The 18495-nt window shown below is 29.6% G+C and carries 16 protein-coding genes; 2 read left to right on the top strand and 14 right to left on the bottom strand.

All coding sequences use genetic code 11. The features are described 5' to 3' along the window. Positions 1-16: 16 nt before the first annotated feature. The 5 genes from FNZ64_RS05450 to FNZ64_RS05430 form a co-directional block, all read right to left on the bottom strand. Positions 17-841 carry a carbohydrate ABC transporter permease gene (locus FNZ64_RS05450; protein WP_142413852.1) on the bottom strand — a complete coding sequence of 275 codons (825 nt, stop codon included), beginning with the start codon at positions 839-841 and terminating at the stop codon, positions 17-19. Positions 842-852: 11 nt separating this feature from the next. Continuing rightward, on the bottom strand, positions 853-1632 hold the full coding sequence (locus FNZ64_RS05445) for a carbohydrate ABC transporter permease (protein WP_243129203.1): 780 nt from the start codon (positions 1630-1632) through the stop codon (positions 853-855). Positions 1633-1725: 93 nt separating this feature from the next. Then, entirely contained in the window at positions 1726-2799 is a 1074-nt protein-coding gene (locus tag FNZ64_RS05440; protein ID WP_142413850.1) for an ABC transporter ATP-binding protein, read from the bottom strand. A 360-nt stretch (positions 2800-3159) separates the two neighbouring features. Continuing rightward, on the bottom strand, positions 3160-3801 hold the full coding sequence (locus tag FNZ64_RS05435) for a lactate utilization protein (protein WP_142413849.1): 642 nt from the start codon (positions 3799-3801) through the stop codon (positions 3160-3162). Between the two features lie 33 nt (positions 3802-3834). Continuing rightward, on the bottom strand, positions 3835-5529 hold the full coding sequence (locus tag FNZ64_RS05430) for an ATP-binding protein (protein ID WP_142413848.1): 1695 nt from the start codon (positions 5527-5529) through the stop codon (positions 3835-3837). 375 nt (positions 5530-5904) lie between these two features. On the opposite strand from FNZ64_RS05430, the gene hcp reads away from it, so the two are divergent. Further along, positions 5905-7557, top strand: a complete 1653-nt coding sequence (gene hcp, locus FNZ64_RS05425) for a hydroxylamine reductase (RefSeq protein WP_142413847.1) — start codon at positions 5905-5907, stop codon at positions 7555-7557. 235 nt (positions 7558-7792) lie between these two features. On the opposite strand, the gene FNZ64_RS05420 is transcribed toward hcp, so the two are convergent. The 6 genes from FNZ64_RS05420 to FNZ64_RS05395 form a co-directional block, all read right to left on the bottom strand. After that, positions 7793-9865 carry a methyl-accepting chemotaxis protein gene (locus FNZ64_RS05420; protein WP_142413846.1) on the bottom strand — a complete coding sequence of 691 codons (2073 nt, stop codon included), beginning with the start codon at positions 9863-9865 and terminating at the stop codon, positions 7793-7795. A gap of 208 nt (positions 9866-10073) precedes the next feature. Beyond that, positions 10074-10460, bottom strand: coding sequence for a hypothetical protein (locus tag FNZ64_RS05415; RefSeq protein WP_142413845.1), 387 nt, complete (start codon positions 10458-10460; stop codon positions 10074-10076). Between the two features lie 134 nt (positions 10461-10594). Then, positions 10595-11056 (bottom strand): helix-turn-helix transcriptional regulator, encoded by a 462-nt coding sequence (locus tag FNZ64_RS05410; RefSeq protein WP_142413844.1) that lies wholly within the window; start codon positions 11054-11056, stop codon positions 10595-10597. Between the two features lie 183 nt (positions 11057-11239). After that, positions 11240-12067: an ATP-binding protein gene (locus FNZ64_RS05405; RefSeq protein WP_142413843.1), complete on the bottom strand. Its 828-nt coding sequence runs from the start codon at positions 12065-12067 to the stop codon at positions 11240-11242. Then, positions 12021-13223: a hypothetical protein gene (locus FNZ64_RS05400; protein WP_142413842.1), complete on the bottom strand. Its 1203-nt coding sequence runs from the start codon at positions 13221-13223 to the stop codon at positions 12021-12023. Before FNZ64_RS05400 ends, FNZ64_RS05405 begins: the two co-directional genes overlap by 47 nt. Before the next feature lie 74 nt (positions 13224-13297). After that, a complete protein-coding gene (locus FNZ64_RS05395) occupies positions 13298-14428 on the bottom strand; it encodes a zinc metalloprotease (RefSeq protein WP_142413841.1) in 1131 nt (376 codons plus the stop codon). 515 nt (positions 14429-14943) lie between these two features. Here FNZ64_RS05395 and FNZ64_RS05390 point away from each other — a divergent pair. Next, the gene (locus tag FNZ64_RS05390; protein ID WP_142413840.1) at positions 14944-15375 is read left to right on the top strand and encodes a hypothetical protein; all 432 of its coding nucleotides are present in this window, start codon (positions 14944-14946) and stop codon (positions 15373-15375) included. Positions 15376-15580: 205 nt separating this feature from the next. On the opposite strand, the gene FNZ64_RS14885 is transcribed toward FNZ64_RS05390, so the two are convergent. The 3 genes from FNZ64_RS14885 to FNZ64_RS05375 all read right to left on the bottom strand — a co-directional run bounded on the left by FNZ64_RS14885 (position 15581) and on the right by FNZ64_RS05375 (position 18494). Next, complete coding sequence (locus FNZ64_RS14885; protein WP_142413839.1) at positions 15581-16222, bottom strand: hypothetical protein; 642 nt, start codon at positions 16220-16222, stop codon at positions 15581-15583. A 186-nt stretch (positions 16223-16408) separates the two neighbouring features. Then, entirely contained in the window at positions 16409-17647 is a 1239-nt protein-coding gene (locus FNZ64_RS05380; protein WP_142413838.1) for a sensor histidine kinase, read from the bottom strand. 139 nt (positions 17648-17786) lie between these two features. Continuing rightward, on the bottom strand, positions 17787-18494 hold the full coding sequence (locus FNZ64_RS05375; protein ID WP_142413837.1) for a response regulator transcription factor: 708 nt from the start codon (positions 18492-18494) through the stop codon (positions 17787-17789). Position 18495 lies beyond the last annotated feature (1 nt).

Below are 18495 nucleotides of genomic sequence, written 5' to 3'. Positions count from 1 at the left end.
TTTAAATCCCTATTTACTATCCTTTTATGCCAGAATTACTAATTCCACTTATTATTTGTTTTGATAGTAGAATAAACAAAATAACCATAGGCGCTATTATAATTAAGGATGCAGCCATTAGTATATGATAATCCATGCCAACTTCACTAGAGAACTTCGATAAAACTATTGGAAGGGTTCTCATCTCTTCTGAATTAGTCATTATAAGTGGCCACATAAAAGAATTCCAACTATTAATTACTTTTAAAATTGCCATAGTCATTATGGCTGGTTTTGTAATAGGAATCATAATATAAATTAAGTATTTAAAATCACTACAATTATCTACCTTTGCTGCATAATATAATTGTTTTGGTATACTTAAGAAATACTGTCTTAAAAAAAATATAGTTGAAATGCTTGTGCACCACGGTATTATCAAAGCTTTATATGTATTTATCCATTTTAACTTGCTTAAGGTAACAAAGTTAGGAATCAAAAGCACTTCTCCTGGTACCATCATTGTTCCAATAAGCAAAGTAAATAATAAATCTTTACCCTTAAAATCAAAATGTGAAAAAGCAAAGGCTGCTAATATAGTAGTTATAAGCTCTCCTATAGTTATTCCCATGGTAATAATCACACTATTAAATACATATCTTTTAAAGCCTTCTAGTTTAAAAACCTCCAAAAAATTATCCCATCTCAATTTTTTTGGTATTATAACTGCAGGATTACTAAAAACTTCTTCTGGACTTTTTAATGCTGTTAGAAGTATCCACACAAAAGGAGTTAGTATAAAAATAGCTATAACTATAAGAATAAAATACTTCATTACTTTTTTAATAGTTTCTTTTCCCATTTTTATATCTCCTAATAATTAAACTTTTTCTTTGTAATTTTAAACTGTACCAATGTGAAGATTAGTATTATTATAAACAGAATAAATGAAGCAGCAGCTGCTACTGCAAATTGCCAATTAACATAGAACTTGTCGAATATATAATAAACTATAGTCATAGCACTGTTTAAAGGTCCTGGTTTTTTATCATATAAAATAAATATAGAATCAAACAACTTAAATCCTCTTATTACAGAAGTTATAGATAAAAACACTATTATAGGTGATAGCAAGGGTAAGGTAATCTTCTGAAATATCTTCCATGGTGTAGCTCCATCTACTCTAGCCGCATAATAATACCTCTCATCTATAGATTGCATTCCTGCAAGAATTATTATGATATTATACCCCAAGCTTTTCCAAACATTTAGTAAAACTAAAAGGGGCATAGTGTATCTACTCTCTCTTAAAAACTCCTTTGAACTAATTCCCATGGAATTAAGTATTATATTTAAAAGTCCTCCATCACCATGAAAAATCCATCTCCATCCTACACTTATGGCTATGGTGCTGGTAACAAAGGGTAAAAAATATACACTTCTAAAAAAATTTTTAAACCTTATATTGCTATTCAATAAAGTAGCTATAAATAGTGCAATACAAATAGTCAAGGGTACGGATATTAAAACATATGTAAAGGTATTTTTCAAAGCTATATAAAAATTTTCATCTCTTAAAACATACTTATAATTGGCTAGTCCTCTTTCGTATACCGTATCCTTAATATAGTCAAACTTAGTATAAAAACTCATACACAAAACCTTTATTACTGGGTAAAGTTGAAACACAAGAATTATAATTAAACTAGGTAATAAATATAAATAACCTTTTTTACTCTTCATTTTCTATTCCTTAAACATATAAATTCTATTAAAATTTATATATACAGCCTGTCCCACAATAAAATCATAATTTCCTGTTATAACAACCCTTAACTCTTGTTCATCAACACCTACAGTAATATATGTATCCTTACCTAAAAGAAGCAAACTTTTAATAACTCCTTTTATACTATTTAACCTACACTCAGTCTCTATAACTTTTTCTTCTCCCATACCCTTTATTATTTTAGCATTAAGGGTATTTTGATTTTTCCCTAAAAATATATCTTCTGGTCTAATGCCAATAGCTATATATTTATATTCCTCTTGAAATTCCTTATAGTCTAGTCCTAGTGAATTTAGCTTATCCCTTAAAATAATATTTATTTTAGGTCTACCTATAAAACTAGCTGAATATATAGAATTAGGATATTTATATAACTCTCTTGGTGTGGAATATTGTATAATCTTACCCTTATTCATTAAAATTACCCTATCCGATATAGATAAAGCCTCTTCTTGATCGTGAGTAACAAATAAAGTTGTTATCTTAAATTTGTCTTGAATATTCTTTATCTCTTCCCTCATTTCAATACGAAGTGATGCATCTAAATTTGAAAAGGGCTCATCCATCAAAAGTAAATTAGGACTTTTTATAATAGCCCTACCAATAGCTACCCTTTGTTGTTGTCCTCCAGATAACTCTTTTGGCTTTCTACTAAGTAAATCTTCTATTTTAAGTATTCTGCTTATATCCTCTACCTTTTCTAAAGCTGTTTTTTTATCCACTTTATTCATTTTTAAAGGAAACATTAAATTATCCTTAACAGTTAAATGGGGGTATAGAGAATAATCTTGAAAAACTAAACCTATATTCCTATTTTCAATATGTACATTATTTATTTTCTTATCATTAAAAAATATCTCTCCATCAGTTGGTTCCGTAATACCTGTAAGCATATATAGAAATGTACTTTTCCCACAACCGCTAGGTCCCAATATGGAAACAAATTCTCCATCTTTTATATCTAAATTTAAATTATCCACGGCAATAACTTTATCATACCTTTTTGTTAGTCCTCTTATATCAACTTTCATTTTAATCACCCATATATAATTTCTTCTCTACTACCATACATATATTAATTCGCCAAATTTTAACTTAACATATATGTTTCAATTTTACCAATAGATATTATTTATAAAACTTTGTATTTCTATAGTATTTCTTAATGACTTCTTTGAATAACCTAAAAATCTTATAAAACTCATAAATCCAGAAAATAAAATTTAATTTCTACATTATGCTTAGAACAATAAAAAGCAACAAGTAATTGAATACCCCAATATCTACTTGACATAGGGGTATTCAAATTTGAACTTGTTGCTTTTTATGATTATATAATTTATATTATTTTATCTTAAATTCAGTGAGCAATCTTTATAACTATTAGTTCATTAATATCCCAATTCTTCATTTAAAAATATTACATGTATTCTATCTGAAACTCTTTGTCTTTTAATTAGGGTATATTCATTACAAATTCTCTCTTCGCTATTACAATCCATGCAATAACCTACCTTTGCACAAGGAGTCTTTTTATTTAATCTCTTTGTATTTGCTGGTGCTGCTATAAATTTATTTCTATTAATAGCTTCTTCTACATTTTTAACTATTTTGTTTATTCCTACAACTAGAATTACTTTGTCAGGACCATAAAGCATGGCTGCTACCCTGTTTCCATTGCCATCTACGTTGTATAATTCCCCATTTTCAGTAATAGCATTGGTGCTAGAAAAATAGGCATCTGCTGAAAATGCAGCTCTATATATGTTATTTATTTCTTCCTTAGTTAAACCTTCTTTTTCTCTGTCTAAGAATTTATATCTTCCACTTCTTAAATGTTCCATAACCCCAGCTTCAGCTAAGCTCATAGAACCTCCACAGGCAACTACGGCCCCCTCATGTACAATTTCCTTTATTTTATCTATAAGTTCTTCTCTACTATTTACCATATACCCATTCATATTATTTTTCTTAAGAGCTTCTATAGTTCTTTTAAGCTTTTCATCTTTCACCCATTTTAAATTATTATCCATAAACAAATATCCCTCCAGTAATAAAAATTCATTTTACAAATTCACAGTATAAATATCTTTCTTACCTACCACAATAATCAATGCTTTCTTTAAGTCATCTGTGCCAAGTTCTTCTTCAGCCATTTTACTTTCGGCATATGATTTAAGCTGTTTTAACCCTTCTTCTTTTACTTTTTCTAAGGTGTTTCTTTCACTTTCTTTTATATATTTTAGTTCTATAATCCATTGGAATTTAGTTATGCTCTTAAACTGAATTTTTCTCTTTAACATTATATCTACATAACCACTGCTATTTTCAGCTTCACTTTGAATAAAATAAGTGCTGTCCACTCCTAAAAGGGTAAGAAGCATCATTTTTATGTTTTTTTCATCCATTTTTATTAAATCTCTATTAGATAAATCTTCTAATATACCACCTAAAAGTTCTATTAAGGGTTGTATATTTCCATATAATCTCATTTCATTAATAGCTACTCTTATGTTCTGTAGTTGAATATTATATTCTTCATTTAACCTTTGGAAATGTTGTTCCCAATATATTGTCTTTATAACATAGTTAGGCACTTTAAGTACTGTCCCAAGAGGTCCTTGTTCTTTTATAGTAAGCATTCCAAGGTAAAATAATAAGGATTTAAAGTTCTCTTTTACACTATACATGGTATGGATATTGAATCTATCCACTAACATAGTAGAAGTTTCTCCTGTGGTCATTATTTCCTCTAGAGCTTCCCTATCGTTAAAGTTATAGGCTAATTGATTAACTTTTCCATAATCAGTTTTTACATTATTATCTATCATTTCTTCTGGATATTCATTATAAGCTAAATATTTATTAAGAAAATACATAGACATATCTGGATTAAAAACAGACTTGGAATTTTTATTAAATTTATACCCATTATAATATTTAGTCATATCAGTGCATATCTTTGTTCTAAGTTCTGTATCTACTATATTAACCTCATCCATAATCCATGAAAGTTCACTTCTTGTAAATCCCATCATAGCATTAAGATCTTGATCCAAGGTATAATTCATAGTTATATTAAATCCGCTTGTTAAATCATCTAGCATTATAGGACTTACCCCTGTCATAAATATCCTATTAAAGTTGTCCATGGTAGCATCTTTTATAGCCTTATAAAATACCTTAACAAAGCCTTCTCCATGAAGTATGCCGCTATAAGTACTTTGTTTTCCCCCTGTAATTAACTCATTAGCAAAATTATCGTATTCATCTATTAGAACAAAAACAGGTTTATTTATCTTACTAGCTAAAAGGGATATATATTGCACTATCATTTCAGCACTGTTTATTTCCTTTGGAATAGTGCTCTCCCCAAATAAATTTGAGTATTGATTTACGAATTTTATAGCGGATAAAAGAATTTTTGAATTAAAACTATTTCTTAGCTCTTCCTCTCCATGTCCTGCATCTACCCCTGCAAAGCTCATTTTCCACACTAAAAACTTATTTTTATTTTTTGTAGGGTTTTTACCTATATATAAATCCCCAAATAATTCTTCAAACTTATCTTTTTTATTTATATCATAATAATTTTCAAGCATGGATATAAAAAGACTCTTCCCAAACCTTCTAGGTCTTATAAAAAAATTATAGGGTGCATATCTGTCTAATAATTCTATATAAGAGGTTTTATCTACATAAAGATAATCTTCCTCTCTTAAAACTTGGAAATTAGAAATCCCATAGGGTATTCTCTTCATCTATTCTCACTCCTAATTTAAACTTATTGAACCAAAATCCTTAATACACCATTTATACTTACAAGCCAATTACTCGGAGACAAGCAATAGTCCTTTCCGTACCACAATTCTATTAACATTAAGAACACTATAGAAAGTAAACCAGAGTTCTTAATGTAACATTTATATACGATTAGTCCATTAAACCAACTTAATCATATGGCTACTCTATATATAATAGTATACCCTATATTAAGCTAGTAAGTAACTTTTATTAAGAAATTTAAAGTACATAAAACCACTTCTCTTATAGGGAAAATTACATCTTCTAGAATAATCTAAAAGCATTATACAAAGACTATTTTTAACTAAAATTTTTATAAAGGAGAGTTACATATGGAAAATTCAATGTTTTGTTATCAATGTGAACAAACCATGGGTGGCAAGGGTTGTACCAAAAGTGGTGTATGTGGAAAAACACCAGAGATTGCGAATCTGCAAGATTTATTAATATACCAGTTAAAAGGTATCTCTTGTTATGCTAAAGCTTTAATGGATGCAGGTCATATCATAGATAAAAAGGTAGTAAAGTTTGTTGAGGATTGTTTATTTACAACCCTAACTAATGTAAATTTTGATGCTGATGTTCATATAAAGCGTTTAAAAGAATCCCAAGAAATAAAGCAACTCTTGAGAGATGAAGCACCTGAAGGTGAATATCCTAAAGCTGCCACATATAATCTAAGTGATACTAAGGAAGATATGTTAAAAGATTCTGCTCAGGCTGGAATTATGTATGATGAAACCTTAGATCCTGATATTCGTTCCCTAAGATCCACCATACTTTATGGTCTAAAAGGTGTAAGTGCCTATGCTCATCAAGCTAGATTTATAGGTTATCACAGTGACCAAGTAGATAAATTTTATTTTATAGGTTTAGAATCTACAACAAATGATAATTTAACTTTGGAAGATATGATACGTATGACTATGAGAACTGGAGAAATAAGTGTAGAAGTTATGAGGCTATTAGATGAAGCTAATACTACTAGATATAAAAATCCATCCCCTCATAAGGTTAATGTTAAGATAAAAAAAGGCCCATTTATTATAGTTTCAGGACATGATTTAAGAGATTTAGAAATGCTCTTAGAACAAACTAAAGACAAAGGGATAAATATTTATACTCATGGGGAAATGCTACCTGCTCATGGTTATCCATCTTTAAAAAAATATGAACATTTAGTTGGAAACTTCGGCGGAGCGTGGCAAGATCAACAAAAAGAATTTGATAATATACCTGGTTGTATATTAATGACCACAAATTGTTTAATGAGACCTAGAGAAACTTATAAAGATAGAATCTTTACCACAAGCGTTGTTGGTTGGGAAGGAGTTAAATATATAGAAACCTCTGAAGATGGAACTAGAGATTTTACTGAAATAATTAACAAAGCCTTAGAGCTTGGTGGTTTTAAAGAAGATGAAAAAGAACACGAAATCATGGTAGGTTTTGGTCATCATGCAACCCTATCCCATGCTGATACTATTGTTAATGCAGTTAAGGAAGGAAAAATAAGACACTTCTTTTTAATTGGTGGATGTGATGGTGCTAGACCAGGAAGAAATTATTATACTGATTTTGCTAAAATGGTGCCAGAAGATTGTGTAATACTCACTTTAGCCTGTGGTAAATATAGATTTAATAAATTAGACTTTGGAACCGTAGCAGGACTTCCAAGATTGTTAGATGTAGGGCAATGCAATGATGCTTATTCCGCTGTTAGAATAGCAACAGCTCTAGCAGATGCCTTTGACACAGACGTAAATTCTCTACCACTTACTATTGTACTCTCTTGGTATGAACAAAAAGCTGTAGCTGATTTATTAGCTCTTCTATCCCTCGGAATAAAGGGAATGTTTCTAGGTCCTACTCTTCCAGCTTTTATATCTCCTAATGTTCTACAATATCTAGTGGATACTTTTGATTTAAAACCAATAAGCACACCAGAAGAAGACCTAAAAACTTCATTGAAACAATTAAATTAGTTTTATATTAACAAAATATATTTTTATAAGTAAAAAGTTTTATTGACTATTATTAAAAACTCATTTCCTTGTATTCTTATAAAATAAAAAGCATCAAGTACTTAAACTTGGTGCTTTTTATAACTTTACAATTTAAAAATAAAATATGGTTTCCTTATCTTTATCTCTTACTGACCACCGACCACTACTTACTAACTACTGACCACTGATCAATTACCGCCTATTCATATTTAACTTAAAACTTAAATTTATTTATCTGCTCTTCCATATCATTAGTCATTTTATTTAACTTTTCAGCTGTAGATGCCACTTCTTCTGTGGATGCACACATTTCTTCTGAGGATGCCGCTATTTCTTCTGATGAAGCTGAAACTTCTTGTGATACAGAAGATGCATTTTCTATTTTATTTACTATTTCGCTTTTACTTTCATTTAATTCTGATACAATATAGTTTGCAGAATCTATTCTTGGTAATATCTCTTGAACCCCAATTACTATGGATGTAAACTGCTCCATAGAATTATTTATAGTTTCCACTTCGCTATCCATTTCCTTAACTATCACCTTTGTATCATCTATTATCTTTCCTGTTTTATTAGAAATAGATTTAATTATAGAAGTTATGCTCTCTGAAGAATTCTTTGTCTGCTCTGATAATTTTCTTATTTCATCTGCAACCACTGCAAATCCACGTCCTGCTTCTCCTGCTCTTGCTGATTCTATAGCTGCATTTAATGCAAGTAAATTTGTTTGCTCTGCTATGCTATTTATAAGTCCTATTATTTCATTTACCTCATTTATACCTGAACCTAAGTCCACTATTTCCTTGGAAAAGTCATTGAAAGAACCTTTTACTGTTTGTGTTGATTGTACAAGTTCCTTCATCCCATTGCTTCCCTCTGCAGCCATGTTATCTATGTTTTGAGCATTCTCCATTACCTCTGCCATATTTGTAACTACACTATCTATTTTATTAGAAAAGTCTTGGGTTATTTCTGTTATCTCAACTAAGTCCTCTGATTGCCCTTGAGAACCTTTAGCCACATCTTGAATAGCTACTGAAACATTTTCAGCAGAAGATGCCATTTCTTCTGAAACAGAACTTAGGTTTTCAGATTCTCCACTAATACTAGATGCATGTTCCTTAAAGGAAATCATCATATTTCTTATATTACCAATAGATAAATCTAAGGAACTTGCTATATCTCCAATTTCATTAGCTTTTTCTTTAAGATCTTGTGGCACTGCAACTGTAAGATCTCCACTACCAAACTTTTCTATAATATCTTTAAGTCTATTAACAGCTACTGATAAAACTTTTCCTATGTAATAAGCTAAAACTAAAGATAGTAATCCTCCAACTATAACAGCAATTATTGAAAAATATTTTATTGAAGATAAATCCTTTGCTATTTCATCTTCCCCTAATGTAACCATAAGTTTCCATACGGTAATCTTATTAGTGGTGAACCCTGCAAATTTTGCTTTTCCACTATACTTATATTCGAAATTTCCGCTTTCTTTTGAGCTTAAATCTTTCCAAAAACTTTCTTCAGTTAAGGTTTTTTTACCTATAAGACTCTTATCTGGATGTACTAAAGTCATGCCTTCTTTGCTAGTTACAACTAAATAACCTTTTTCACCTAACTTAATTTGTGATAATCCAGTTACTAATTCATTTAAACCTATATCAATACTGGCAACACCTATAATTTTATCCCCTCTTTTAACTGCCTTAGATAATGAGATAACAAGAATTTTCTTTTGGGCATCCTCATAACAATCTGTCCAATAAATTTTATCTGGATTCCTTAAGGACTCCTTGTACCACTCTCTAGTTCTTGCATCGTATGTGCTAGAAGGTTTTCTAACCTGTCCATCTGATTGAATCATAACACCATTCATATCTGCAAAATAAGTATAGATTATATCTGAATTACTATCTTTAACAGTTTTCAAAAAATTCTTTAAATGATCTACACTTACTTTGTTGTTAACATCAAGATTAGTTATATTAGAATTTTCACTTACAATTTTTAAATTGTTTTCCATACCATCCAAAAATGTTTCTATATTATAATTAACCTGATTCACAAACTGATAAGATGTATCCATAGTCTTATTCTTTAAAATTGTACTAGACATTTGATATAAAAAAACTGCTAATAAAATTAAGCTTATTATTGACGTTAAAGTTATTGAAGATACCAACTTTTTCTTAATTGACATTCTAACCTTTTTATTTTTTTTATGTTGTTTTTCCAAACTGGAATTATCCTGTTCTTTGTTCCCCTTAATGTTTTTCATTACATTTCACTCCTCGTAATTTAAGTTAAATTATATTTAGCATATTATTAATTTTCGAATACTTTAACAAATCATTAACAGTATTTTTAAAAATAATTAGTATTCTATAAAAATATAATAAACTTATATTACTAAAAAATAATCTCATGTATTTTTGCATAAGGATTATTTGATATTTCCTGTGATTTTTGAAATTTATGAAAAATTTTTAAAAACTATCAGTAACACTAAATACTACTTCTACAAGAGATACAACACAGGCTACAACACAACAAATTGTTCCTATAAATATGGTTATATTACTTAAGCTACCATCAATAACTACTGGCAACACAATTCCTACTATTATATATAAAGGAAGTCTTACATTTTCTTTTGTTATATTAGTACTTTTTTTACTTAAGATTTTAAAACCAAGAGCAACAAACAATAAAATAGGTAAAGTTATTAACAATAAAGCTAAAAATTGTGTTCCTGAATTTTCATGCCAAGATACCCATTCATTATGAGATAAATAAATCCATAGTGAAAATGATGCTGCTAAAAACATAATTATATTTAATGTAATATAAATAACTTTTTTTAAAGTTTCCATATATTTTATTTAGTAAGAGTATAACTAATAAGCAGATGACTCTTACTAAAATCTCCTTTCTTGCTCTTCACTTTTTAGCACCTAATACGTTATTTTTTATTTCGTTAAACCATATACCTTTTATTTTATTTAGCTTATTTCAATTTCAATCCACTTAAAATGTTTAATTTTAGTTCCATATATTTTTCATCAAAGGAGGATATAATTCTTCTATGCTCTCCATCTAATATTCTATAATGACCTGACACTATATTTTGCTGAAGCACATATTCTCCAGATTCCCGAATATTTCTCCACCATACTTTGCCACCCATTGTTTTATTATAATTTCCTTCAACCTCGCCAAAAGCTAGTGTTCTCACTATATCCTCTATATCGCCTCCTAAAGTCATTTGGAGTATCTCACTATGCTTAAATAATGAACAGACTACAACTGCACCACTCCATCCTAAGGTTGCCCTTCCTTTTTCTATTTGCACCAAAGTCTTTTTTGACATGCCTATTATTTCACACATCTTATCCTGGGAATACTCTTTTTCATTTCTTATAAGTTTTAATTTAGAATCAATTTTTTTAATAAACCCTTCTTTATCCATTTTCTTCTCTTCCCTTGTAATTTTATTATTATGGTGTAATATTACACTATAATAATAAAAAAGTAAATAAAAAATTTCTGAAAAATATTTTTTTCCCTAAACAACTATAACAACTTTATTCTTTACTGAATAAACAGATTTCTTAGCTTCAGAGAGAGTTTTTATTCCCTCTGAAGCAGCTAGTTATAGTATTATTTCTCTTAAAATATTTGCCTTCTCTCTTCCCTTTTCCCTTCTTATACTGTGCCATTTGCTTTCTATAGGAGTACACATCTCATTAACCAACCTATCATATGTACGTCCCATATCACCCTCTTCATCATAACGTCCTTGAAGTTCTTTTAGGCTTAAATTTGTGGTAACTATAAGGGGTTTCTTGCTTCTATACCTTGCATCTATAATTTGATACATAGTTGACCTTGACCAACTAGTGTTATTTTCTGTGCCTAAATCGTCTAATATAAGTAAATCCGCATTGGATAAGGAATTTAATATATCCGAAACTCCGTTATCCCCATAATTAGTAAAGCTGCTTTTAATCCTCTCTAGTATACCTATAGCACTTATACAAATTACAGTGGTATAGTCCTCTATTAGAGCATTAGCAATGCATCCAGATAAAAAAGTCTTTCCACTGCCTGGTGCTCCATATATTAAGAGCCCTATGTTTTTCTCCTTAATGCTCTTAAAATTTTTCACATACTTATGTCCAATACCATATAAAAACTCGCTGCCAATATTATGATCCCATGATGAAAAGCTAAGACTTCTGAATTCCTTAGTCATTAGGCTATTTGTGAAAATTTGTTGAAGTCTAATCTGCTTTTCCCTAACCTTATCCACCCTATCTCTCTTTTCTATCTCTTCACGCCTACACTTGCACATTCTAGGCATGAGCCATTTTTTATCACACATATCCACCATAAGTCTTTTATTCTCCCCACAAATAGGACAAGTAGGTATATCATAAGCTAAGTCCGATTCCTGATGAGTGGATTTTAATTTCCCCATTTTCTCCCCCTGCAAAACCTCCTTTAGACTTTCCATTAGGCCTCTCCCCCTTTAAGCCTTGTTCCTTATTGATCCAAAGAGCATTTATAACTTTTTCACAATAGATAAAACTATTTATACGCTCTGCTTCACCACTCTTTTTAAAATTATCAAAGGCCATATCTATTCCTGTTAAAATCACCTCTAAAGGCATTTTCTTAGAGATTTCATACATAGCTTGTCTTTCCTTTGGCTTAAGGCTAGTTTCAATCTTTTTCGCCCTCTTGCAATAATGCTCCATAGTTTTTATAAATACCTCATCCTCATGTTTCTTAAGTTTACTCACTATGCTATTGCTGGTACTATTGTTATCGTTATTGTTCTTGCTATTGCTAGTATTATTGCCCTTGCTATTCTTCTCCCTCTTGTTATTGCTATGGCTGTCACTATTGCTCTCGCTATTCTTATCGCTATTAACTTTGCCATTTGAATTTATATTATCACTAGAATTGGTATTATTAATTTTATAGTCATCTATGTTATAACTGTTATTATAGTTATTGCTATCTGTAATATTGTTATTGTTATTGTCTGTTATAGTCTTTTCTGGTCTAGTATAGTCTAGTATATTAATGCTTACCTTTTTATCATCCTTTGGTAAGTGGTTTGGTAAGTACTTTGGTAAGTGACCTGGTAAGTACTCTGGTGCATGGTCTGGTAAGTCATTTGGTATATGGTTTGGTAAGTACTCTGGTTCATACTTTGGTAAATGGTTTGGTGAATTCTCTTCCTCTTCACCACAATTCTCCCAAGGTGCTTCTGATAAATCCTCTTCCTCTTCTAGGTAATATTCCCCATCATTACTCCCCTGTAATCCACTTAAAGATAGCAAATCAAAATTTAATATATACATACCACATTTTCCTGATTTATTTGGTCTAGCATATTTAATAAAGCCCTGTTCCATAAGTTTACCCCTTGCTCCAATTAAGGTTTTATCGCTACTAAAACCACCCTTACACTTAAGTTCCGTATTACTCATGGTGAAAGTATTTCTCCACCCTAACTCATTAGACCTTCTCCATAAAGCCATAAGAAGGCAAAAACCAGGTTGCCCAATTCTTTCAACACCACCTATAACCTCAAATTGTCTTAATAAAACATATAAATTTTGCATAAAAAATACACTCCTTCCTAGAGTGTATATATGCATATGAAATTATTTTGGGGACACTATTTATGAAATTATTTTTAGTTATTTAAAACGTATTTCTCTTTTATAAAATCTATTATTTCTAATTCACTTTCAATTTCAGCTTTAACCGGATAGGTTTTTTTAACTTTTTCTACTTCAGCTAATACCTTATTAGCTTTATCATTATCTTTCTCAATTATAAGATAGTATGCATACATTAACCTTTTTCTTGATATAAAACAATCAGTTGCTTTTATATATTTTTTTAATTCTTTAGTATATAATTCATTAATAACTTCTTCCCTGCACTCACCTAGAATTTCACAAAATAAAAGTTCGCATTTAAGTTCATTTTTTAATAATTTTCCTAAGTTATTAGAGTTATCTATAAGATCCTCTAAAATTTCTCTTACCTTATTAAATTCTTTTTTATCTTCATAGTAACCTGCTTCTATAGTTCTTAAATTACTTGCCAGCCTTCCTTCTAAATAATCCTCCCTAGAAAGGTTAAACCACTGAATTGGCATATCTTTTAATCTTACACCCTTATGAAGAAGACCGTTAATTTTAAGTATCATATAGAATGAATATCTTTCACTTTTACTCCTCTTAATAGAAAGAAGATTATATCCGTCATTTCCTAAAGATTTTATAGGTATACCATTTAAAGCTATTGCAATTAATCCAGTAATAAAAAATAACCTACAGATATCCCCCATTACAGTATTATAGGGCAATAACATAGAAATAACTATACATAGACAAGATATTATGGCATTCATAAGTACACCGCCCAGGTTATAAAGAACGTAAGGACAATCGTACCCATTTCCTTCTGGTGGCATCATAAGACACTGTCCCCCAGTACCTATAACTTTAAACTTTTTAATAGCTATTTTCCCACCTTCCCTTATAAAGGTTAGGCTTCCAACTCTAAAAGATACAAATTCATATCCCGATAATAATCCGAAAATTAAATGTCCTGCTTCATGTAATATAATTTGCAAAATATATATAAGTACAAAAAGAATTAAATATACTAAAGCTATAACTGGATTTTTAGCTTCTTTAACCAAGAGTATACCAATAATAGCTCCAATTACCCCTCCTAAAATTAACTGACCCACAACTCCAATTATTTGTTTTAATGAGTCTTTAGTTTTATTTACTGTTGATTCTTTTTTCATATATATACCACCTCCAACTAGTATAATTGTAACCCCATATTTATTATAGGAATGTACCCGCTCTTTTCCCAAATCTTCTAGGTCTTATAAAAAAATTATAGGGTGCATACCTAATTAAACCAGAATTCTTAATATATCATTTATATTTATATTTATATACGATTAGTTACCTAAATCAACTTAATGGTATGGTTCCGTATATATACTAGTATACCCTATATTTAGTTAGTAAGTAACTTTAAGTTTATGTCCTGTGACTTGTTAAATATTAATTTGAGCTTATATTATTTATCTTAACCAATTTAAATATATCTGCAAGTTATTTCCTGTAATTTTGAAGAAAATAAGAGCATTAGAAAGGCCAGTAATCAAATAAATATTTGTTTAAAAGTTTATTATATAGAATTTTATGGTATAATTTAACATATACTTTAAAATATTGAGGATAAAGTTATTTATTTTTCTTTCGAAAATAGCTTAATATATATAACTAATTTTATAATGGAAGTGATTGTATGGGTATAATGTTTCAATTTGGTGATGCTTATTTTAAAAACATAAAGGATGAAATGGCCAAAAAATACTTAAATAAAGGGGCACAGTTTCTACTTGAGTGTAACCTCCCCGAAAATTTCTTATTTTCTGAAGTTGATTGTTATTTAATAGGAGCATTTTATTCTGTTCATATTAACACAGGGTTTGTTGAAGTTAATTGGATAGATGATATTTTATTTGATAGCATAAAAAAATATCCCATTAGGTACTTAAAGGAACATGACATATATAATCCTATAGATTTAGAAAATTTCGCAGTATATTTTAGCGATATCTTATGGACAACATCTTATAAGAAAAGCTATTTAACTGATTTAAAATATAGAGAAATTCTCTTAAAGAAATTTCAACATCTACAGCCATTATCTGATTTATATAATGGTGTTTATTAATACATGTGGAATACTTAAACCAGTTTTCTCATAATAACAAAATTTAAGCTTCAGTTAAAATTTTTACTCTCACTGAAGCTTAAACAATCTTATCTAAAAATAAAACTATGCTTTACTCTTTTTTAATAAGAAATCTAATTTATTTTAGTTCCTTTCCACCTTTAGCTATCTCTTTATGATTTAAACGTAGCTCTTGAAACTTAATCTATTTTAGTTCCTTGCCACCCCATTCTACTACAGTAAACCCTTCACGTTTAAACTGTGGTAACTTAGGTGTTTTTACTTCTACTGGTTTTTCAAGAGGTTTATAGACCATAAATACTCTAAGAAGTGAATCCTCTTTAGGTGAAATTGAGAGCTTTGCATTATCGGTATAAGCTTCTTGTTGGAAGGTTATAAGGTTATAGGGGTTCCCCTCCATATGTGGTAGCCAAAATACAATGAATTCATTATATTCTTTTGGAGTTAACCCAAGTTTTTCTAAAGTTTTCTGTAAAAACTCATAAGTGTCCTCTCCCTTAACTACAAAGCCTTCTGACATGTTATAGTTTATGTCTGACTCCCCTTCCCAAAATAGATAAGAGTATTCTCGTCCATCTTTTTTGTTATAAAGCCTTCCATCTGGCATAGCTTTTACACTCCAACCATTTTCATACTTAGGATAAGTAGTAGTTAATTTTCCTGCGTAATCTAGACTAACCTCAACATCCATCTCTTCTTTTGGATATAAATAAATTACTGGCTTTTTATCGCAAGGTGGCTCTGATTTTGACTTGTTACATCCTGTTGGAATAATCATGAAAGTACTACAAATTAGAAAAGTTAATAATCGCTTCTTCATTTTCATACTCTTCACCCCATATTTATTTTAATTTAAGACTATATTAGATATAAATATAACAAAATTACCTAACAAAGCCTTATTTTTAATTTAAGACTGTGTAAAATAAAAATAATTACACCAGTATTTACTAATGTAATTATATTATATGCTTTATATATTTATTTTTCCATATGAATTATTAATAGAGTACTATATTACAGTCTTTAAAAAAGTTATTATAAATTCTGTTCCTATGCCTTCTTCACTATCCACCCTAATGGTTCCATTTTGAGACTCTATTATGGATTTGCTTAAGGATAGTCCTATGCCCACACTGGTAGGATTTGTGGAGTTTTCCCCTTTGTAAAACCTTTCAAAGATTTTGCTCTGCAAGTTTTTAGGAATACCTTCTCCATTATCTTTTATACTTATGGTTAAGGATATAGGAGTTTCTTCGCAAGAGATTATTATCTCTCCTTCTCTTCCTGTATGTTCTATGGAGTTTTTTATAATATTAGATAAAGCCTCTGCTGTCCATTCCATATCATGTTTAAAATAGACATCTTCTTTTATATCCATTATTATATTTTGTCCTTTTTCTTTAGCCCTTTCCTTAAGTGCACCTAAGGCTTTATTTACTGTAATTAAAAGAGGGTTTTCCTTAACATGAAATTCCACCACACCGCCTTCTAACCTTCCTATTTTTAAAAGGTTTATAATAAGCCATTCCATTCTCTTAAGCTGTTCATCAGCTAGGTTTAAAAAATTGTCCCTATGTTCCTTTGGGATATCCTTTTTCATAATGTCATTAAACATTATAAGGGAAGATAAGGGGGTTTTTAGTTGATGAGATATATCTGATATTATATTCTTTAGAAATATCTTCTCATTTTTTAAGTTGTTCATGGATTCTTTTAACCTATTGCTCATTAAATTAAACTTTGATGCTAATATGTAGAATTCGCCCTCTTTATTTTCCTCTGTAAACTTCTCAAAAGTTCCATCCATAATCTTTTCTGAGGCTTCAGATAGCCTTTCAGCTTTTCTATAAAACTGGAAAGACATAAAAATTGATATTCCATATACCAAAAGTATAAAAATAGCTATAAATATTATAAGCTTTATAAATATGCTTTTATAAAATTTATACATTACAGGATTTTTGTATATAGCTAAATCTTCATTATAAGAGTATTGTGATAAAAGCTTATTTCCTAGGGAATAATTCGACTGATCCTTACTAAATATAGCATCAATTATTTCCCCCTGAAGCTCTGGATGTTCCTTAACTATATTCCCAACCATAATTGTATTTTGCTTTATATAATTCCTATTAAGTCTTTCAATCTCTGAATTTAATAGTAAACTGCTAAGAGCCACAACAACTATAAACATAAAAGTAAAAATAGCAGTAAGCCTTTTTAACTCTGGATTTCTAAAATATCTCATGAAAATTCACCTCCATTATCTTATCTTAGATTCTATTCCTCTTAATCTAACCTTCATTTTTTCTTTCTATATCCTTATTTCTTTTCTATTAATTATTTTTCTATATTTCCTTTTCTTTATTATTCTCTTTTTCTTCATTTTAGCTCCACCTATACCCAATCCCCCTTACGGTTTCTATGTATTTAGGCTCTTTGGGGTTGTCCTCTATTTTTTCTCTAAGTCTTTTAATATAAACATTTAAAGTATTACCATCTACAAAATTTCCCTCTACATCCCAAAGCTTTTCAAGAAGAACACCTCTCTCTAAGACATTGCCCTTATTTTTCATTAAAATCAATAAAAGTCTATATTCTGCAGGAGTTAAAACAATCTCCTCATTTTTCTTATATACCTTAGCTTTTAATAACTCTATCCTTAAATCACCCTCAATAATTTCACTATTCTCCTCTTTGTTTGTACTTTTATCCTGTGATTTTTCACCATAAGCCTCTCTTCTTCTTAAAACTGCATTTATTCTAGATATAAGTTCCCTTATTCTAATAGGTTTTGTGATATAATCATCTCCACCAATATCTAAACCTAGGATAACATTAGCTTCTTCATCACAGGCAGTTATAAATATTATAGGTATGCTACTCTTCCCCCTAATCTCCTTACAAAAATCATACCCACTGCCATCTGGTAACATTAAATCTAAAAGTATAAGATCTAAATCCTTTTCATTAAATATGATGCGAGCTTCTTTTAAATTTTTTGCCCTTGTTACTTGAAAACCTTCTCCATTTAAAGTGTATTCTATGCCAATAGCTAAAGCTGAATCATCTTCCACAAGTAAAATTTTTTTCATA

Source organism: Hathewaya massiliensis (assembly GCF_902143515.1).
GTDB lineage: Bacteria > Bacillota > Clostridia > Clostridiales > Clostridiaceae > Hathewaya > Hathewaya massiliensis.
Note: the sequence above shows the minus strand (reverse complement) of the source record. Positions and strands in the feature narration are given on the sequence as shown.

Bases quoted from the DNA above. Each gene is read 5' to 3' on its own strand.
- FNZ64_RS05450 (WP_142413852.1), bottom strand. From the start codon at position 841: ATGGGAAAAGAAACTATTAAAAAAGTAATGAAGTATTTTATTCTTATA.
- FNZ64_RS05445 (WP_243129203.1), bottom strand. From the start codon at position 1,632: ATGAGTTTTTATACTAAGTTTGACTATATTAAGGATACGGTATACGAA.
- FNZ64_RS05440 (WP_142413850.1), bottom strand. From the start codon at position 2,799: ATGAAAGTTGATATAAGAGGACTAACAAAAAGGTATGATAAAGTTATT.
- FNZ64_RS05435 (WP_142413849.1), bottom strand. From the start codon at position 3,801: ATGGATAATAATTTAAAATGGGTGAAAGATGAAAAGCTTAAAAGAACT.
- FNZ64_RS05430 (WP_142413848.1), bottom strand. From the start codon at position 5,529: ATGAAGAGAATACCCTATGGGATTTCTAATTTCCAAGTTTTAAGAGAG.
- hcp (WP_142413847.1), top strand. From the start codon at position 5,905: ATGGAAAATTCAATGTTTTGTTATCAATGTGAACAAACCATGGGTGGC.
- FNZ64_RS05420 (WP_142413846.1), bottom strand. From the start codon at position 9,865: ATGAAAAACATTAAGGGGAACAAAGAACAGGATAATTCCAGTTTGGAA.
- FNZ64_RS05415 (WP_142413845.1), bottom strand. From the start codon at position 10,460: ATGGAAACTTTAAAAAAAGTTATTTATATTACATTAAATATAATTATG.
- FNZ64_RS05410 (WP_142413844.1), bottom strand. From the start codon at position 11,056: ATGGATAAAGAAGGGTTTATTAAAAAAATTGATTCTAAATTAAAACTT.
- FNZ64_RS05405 (WP_142413843.1), bottom strand. From the start codon at position 12,067: ATGGGGAAATTAAAATCCACTCATCAGGAATCGGACTTAGCTTATGAT.
- FNZ64_RS05400 (WP_142413842.1), bottom strand. From the start codon at position 13,223: ATGCAAAATTTATATGTTTTATTAAGACAATTTGAGGTTATAGGTGGT.
- FNZ64_RS05395 (WP_142413841.1), bottom strand. From the start codon at position 14,428: ATGAAAAAAGAATCAACAGTAAATAAAACTAAAGACTCATTAAAACAA.
- FNZ64_RS05390 (WP_142413840.1), top strand. From the start codon at position 14,944: ATGGGTATAATGTTTCAATTTGGTGATGCTTATTTTAAAAACATAAAG.
- FNZ64_RS14885 (WP_142413839.1), bottom strand. From the start codon at position 16,222: ATGAAAATGAAGAAGCGATTATTAACTTTTCTAATTTGTAGTACTTTC.
- FNZ64_RS05380 (WP_142413838.1), bottom strand. From the start codon at position 17,647: ATGAGATATTTTAGAAATCCAGAGTTAAAAAGGCTTACTGCTATTTTT.
- FNZ64_RS05375 (WP_142413837.1), bottom strand. From the start codon at position 18,494: ATGAAAAAAATTTTACTTGTGGAAGATGATTCAGCTTTAGCTATTGGC.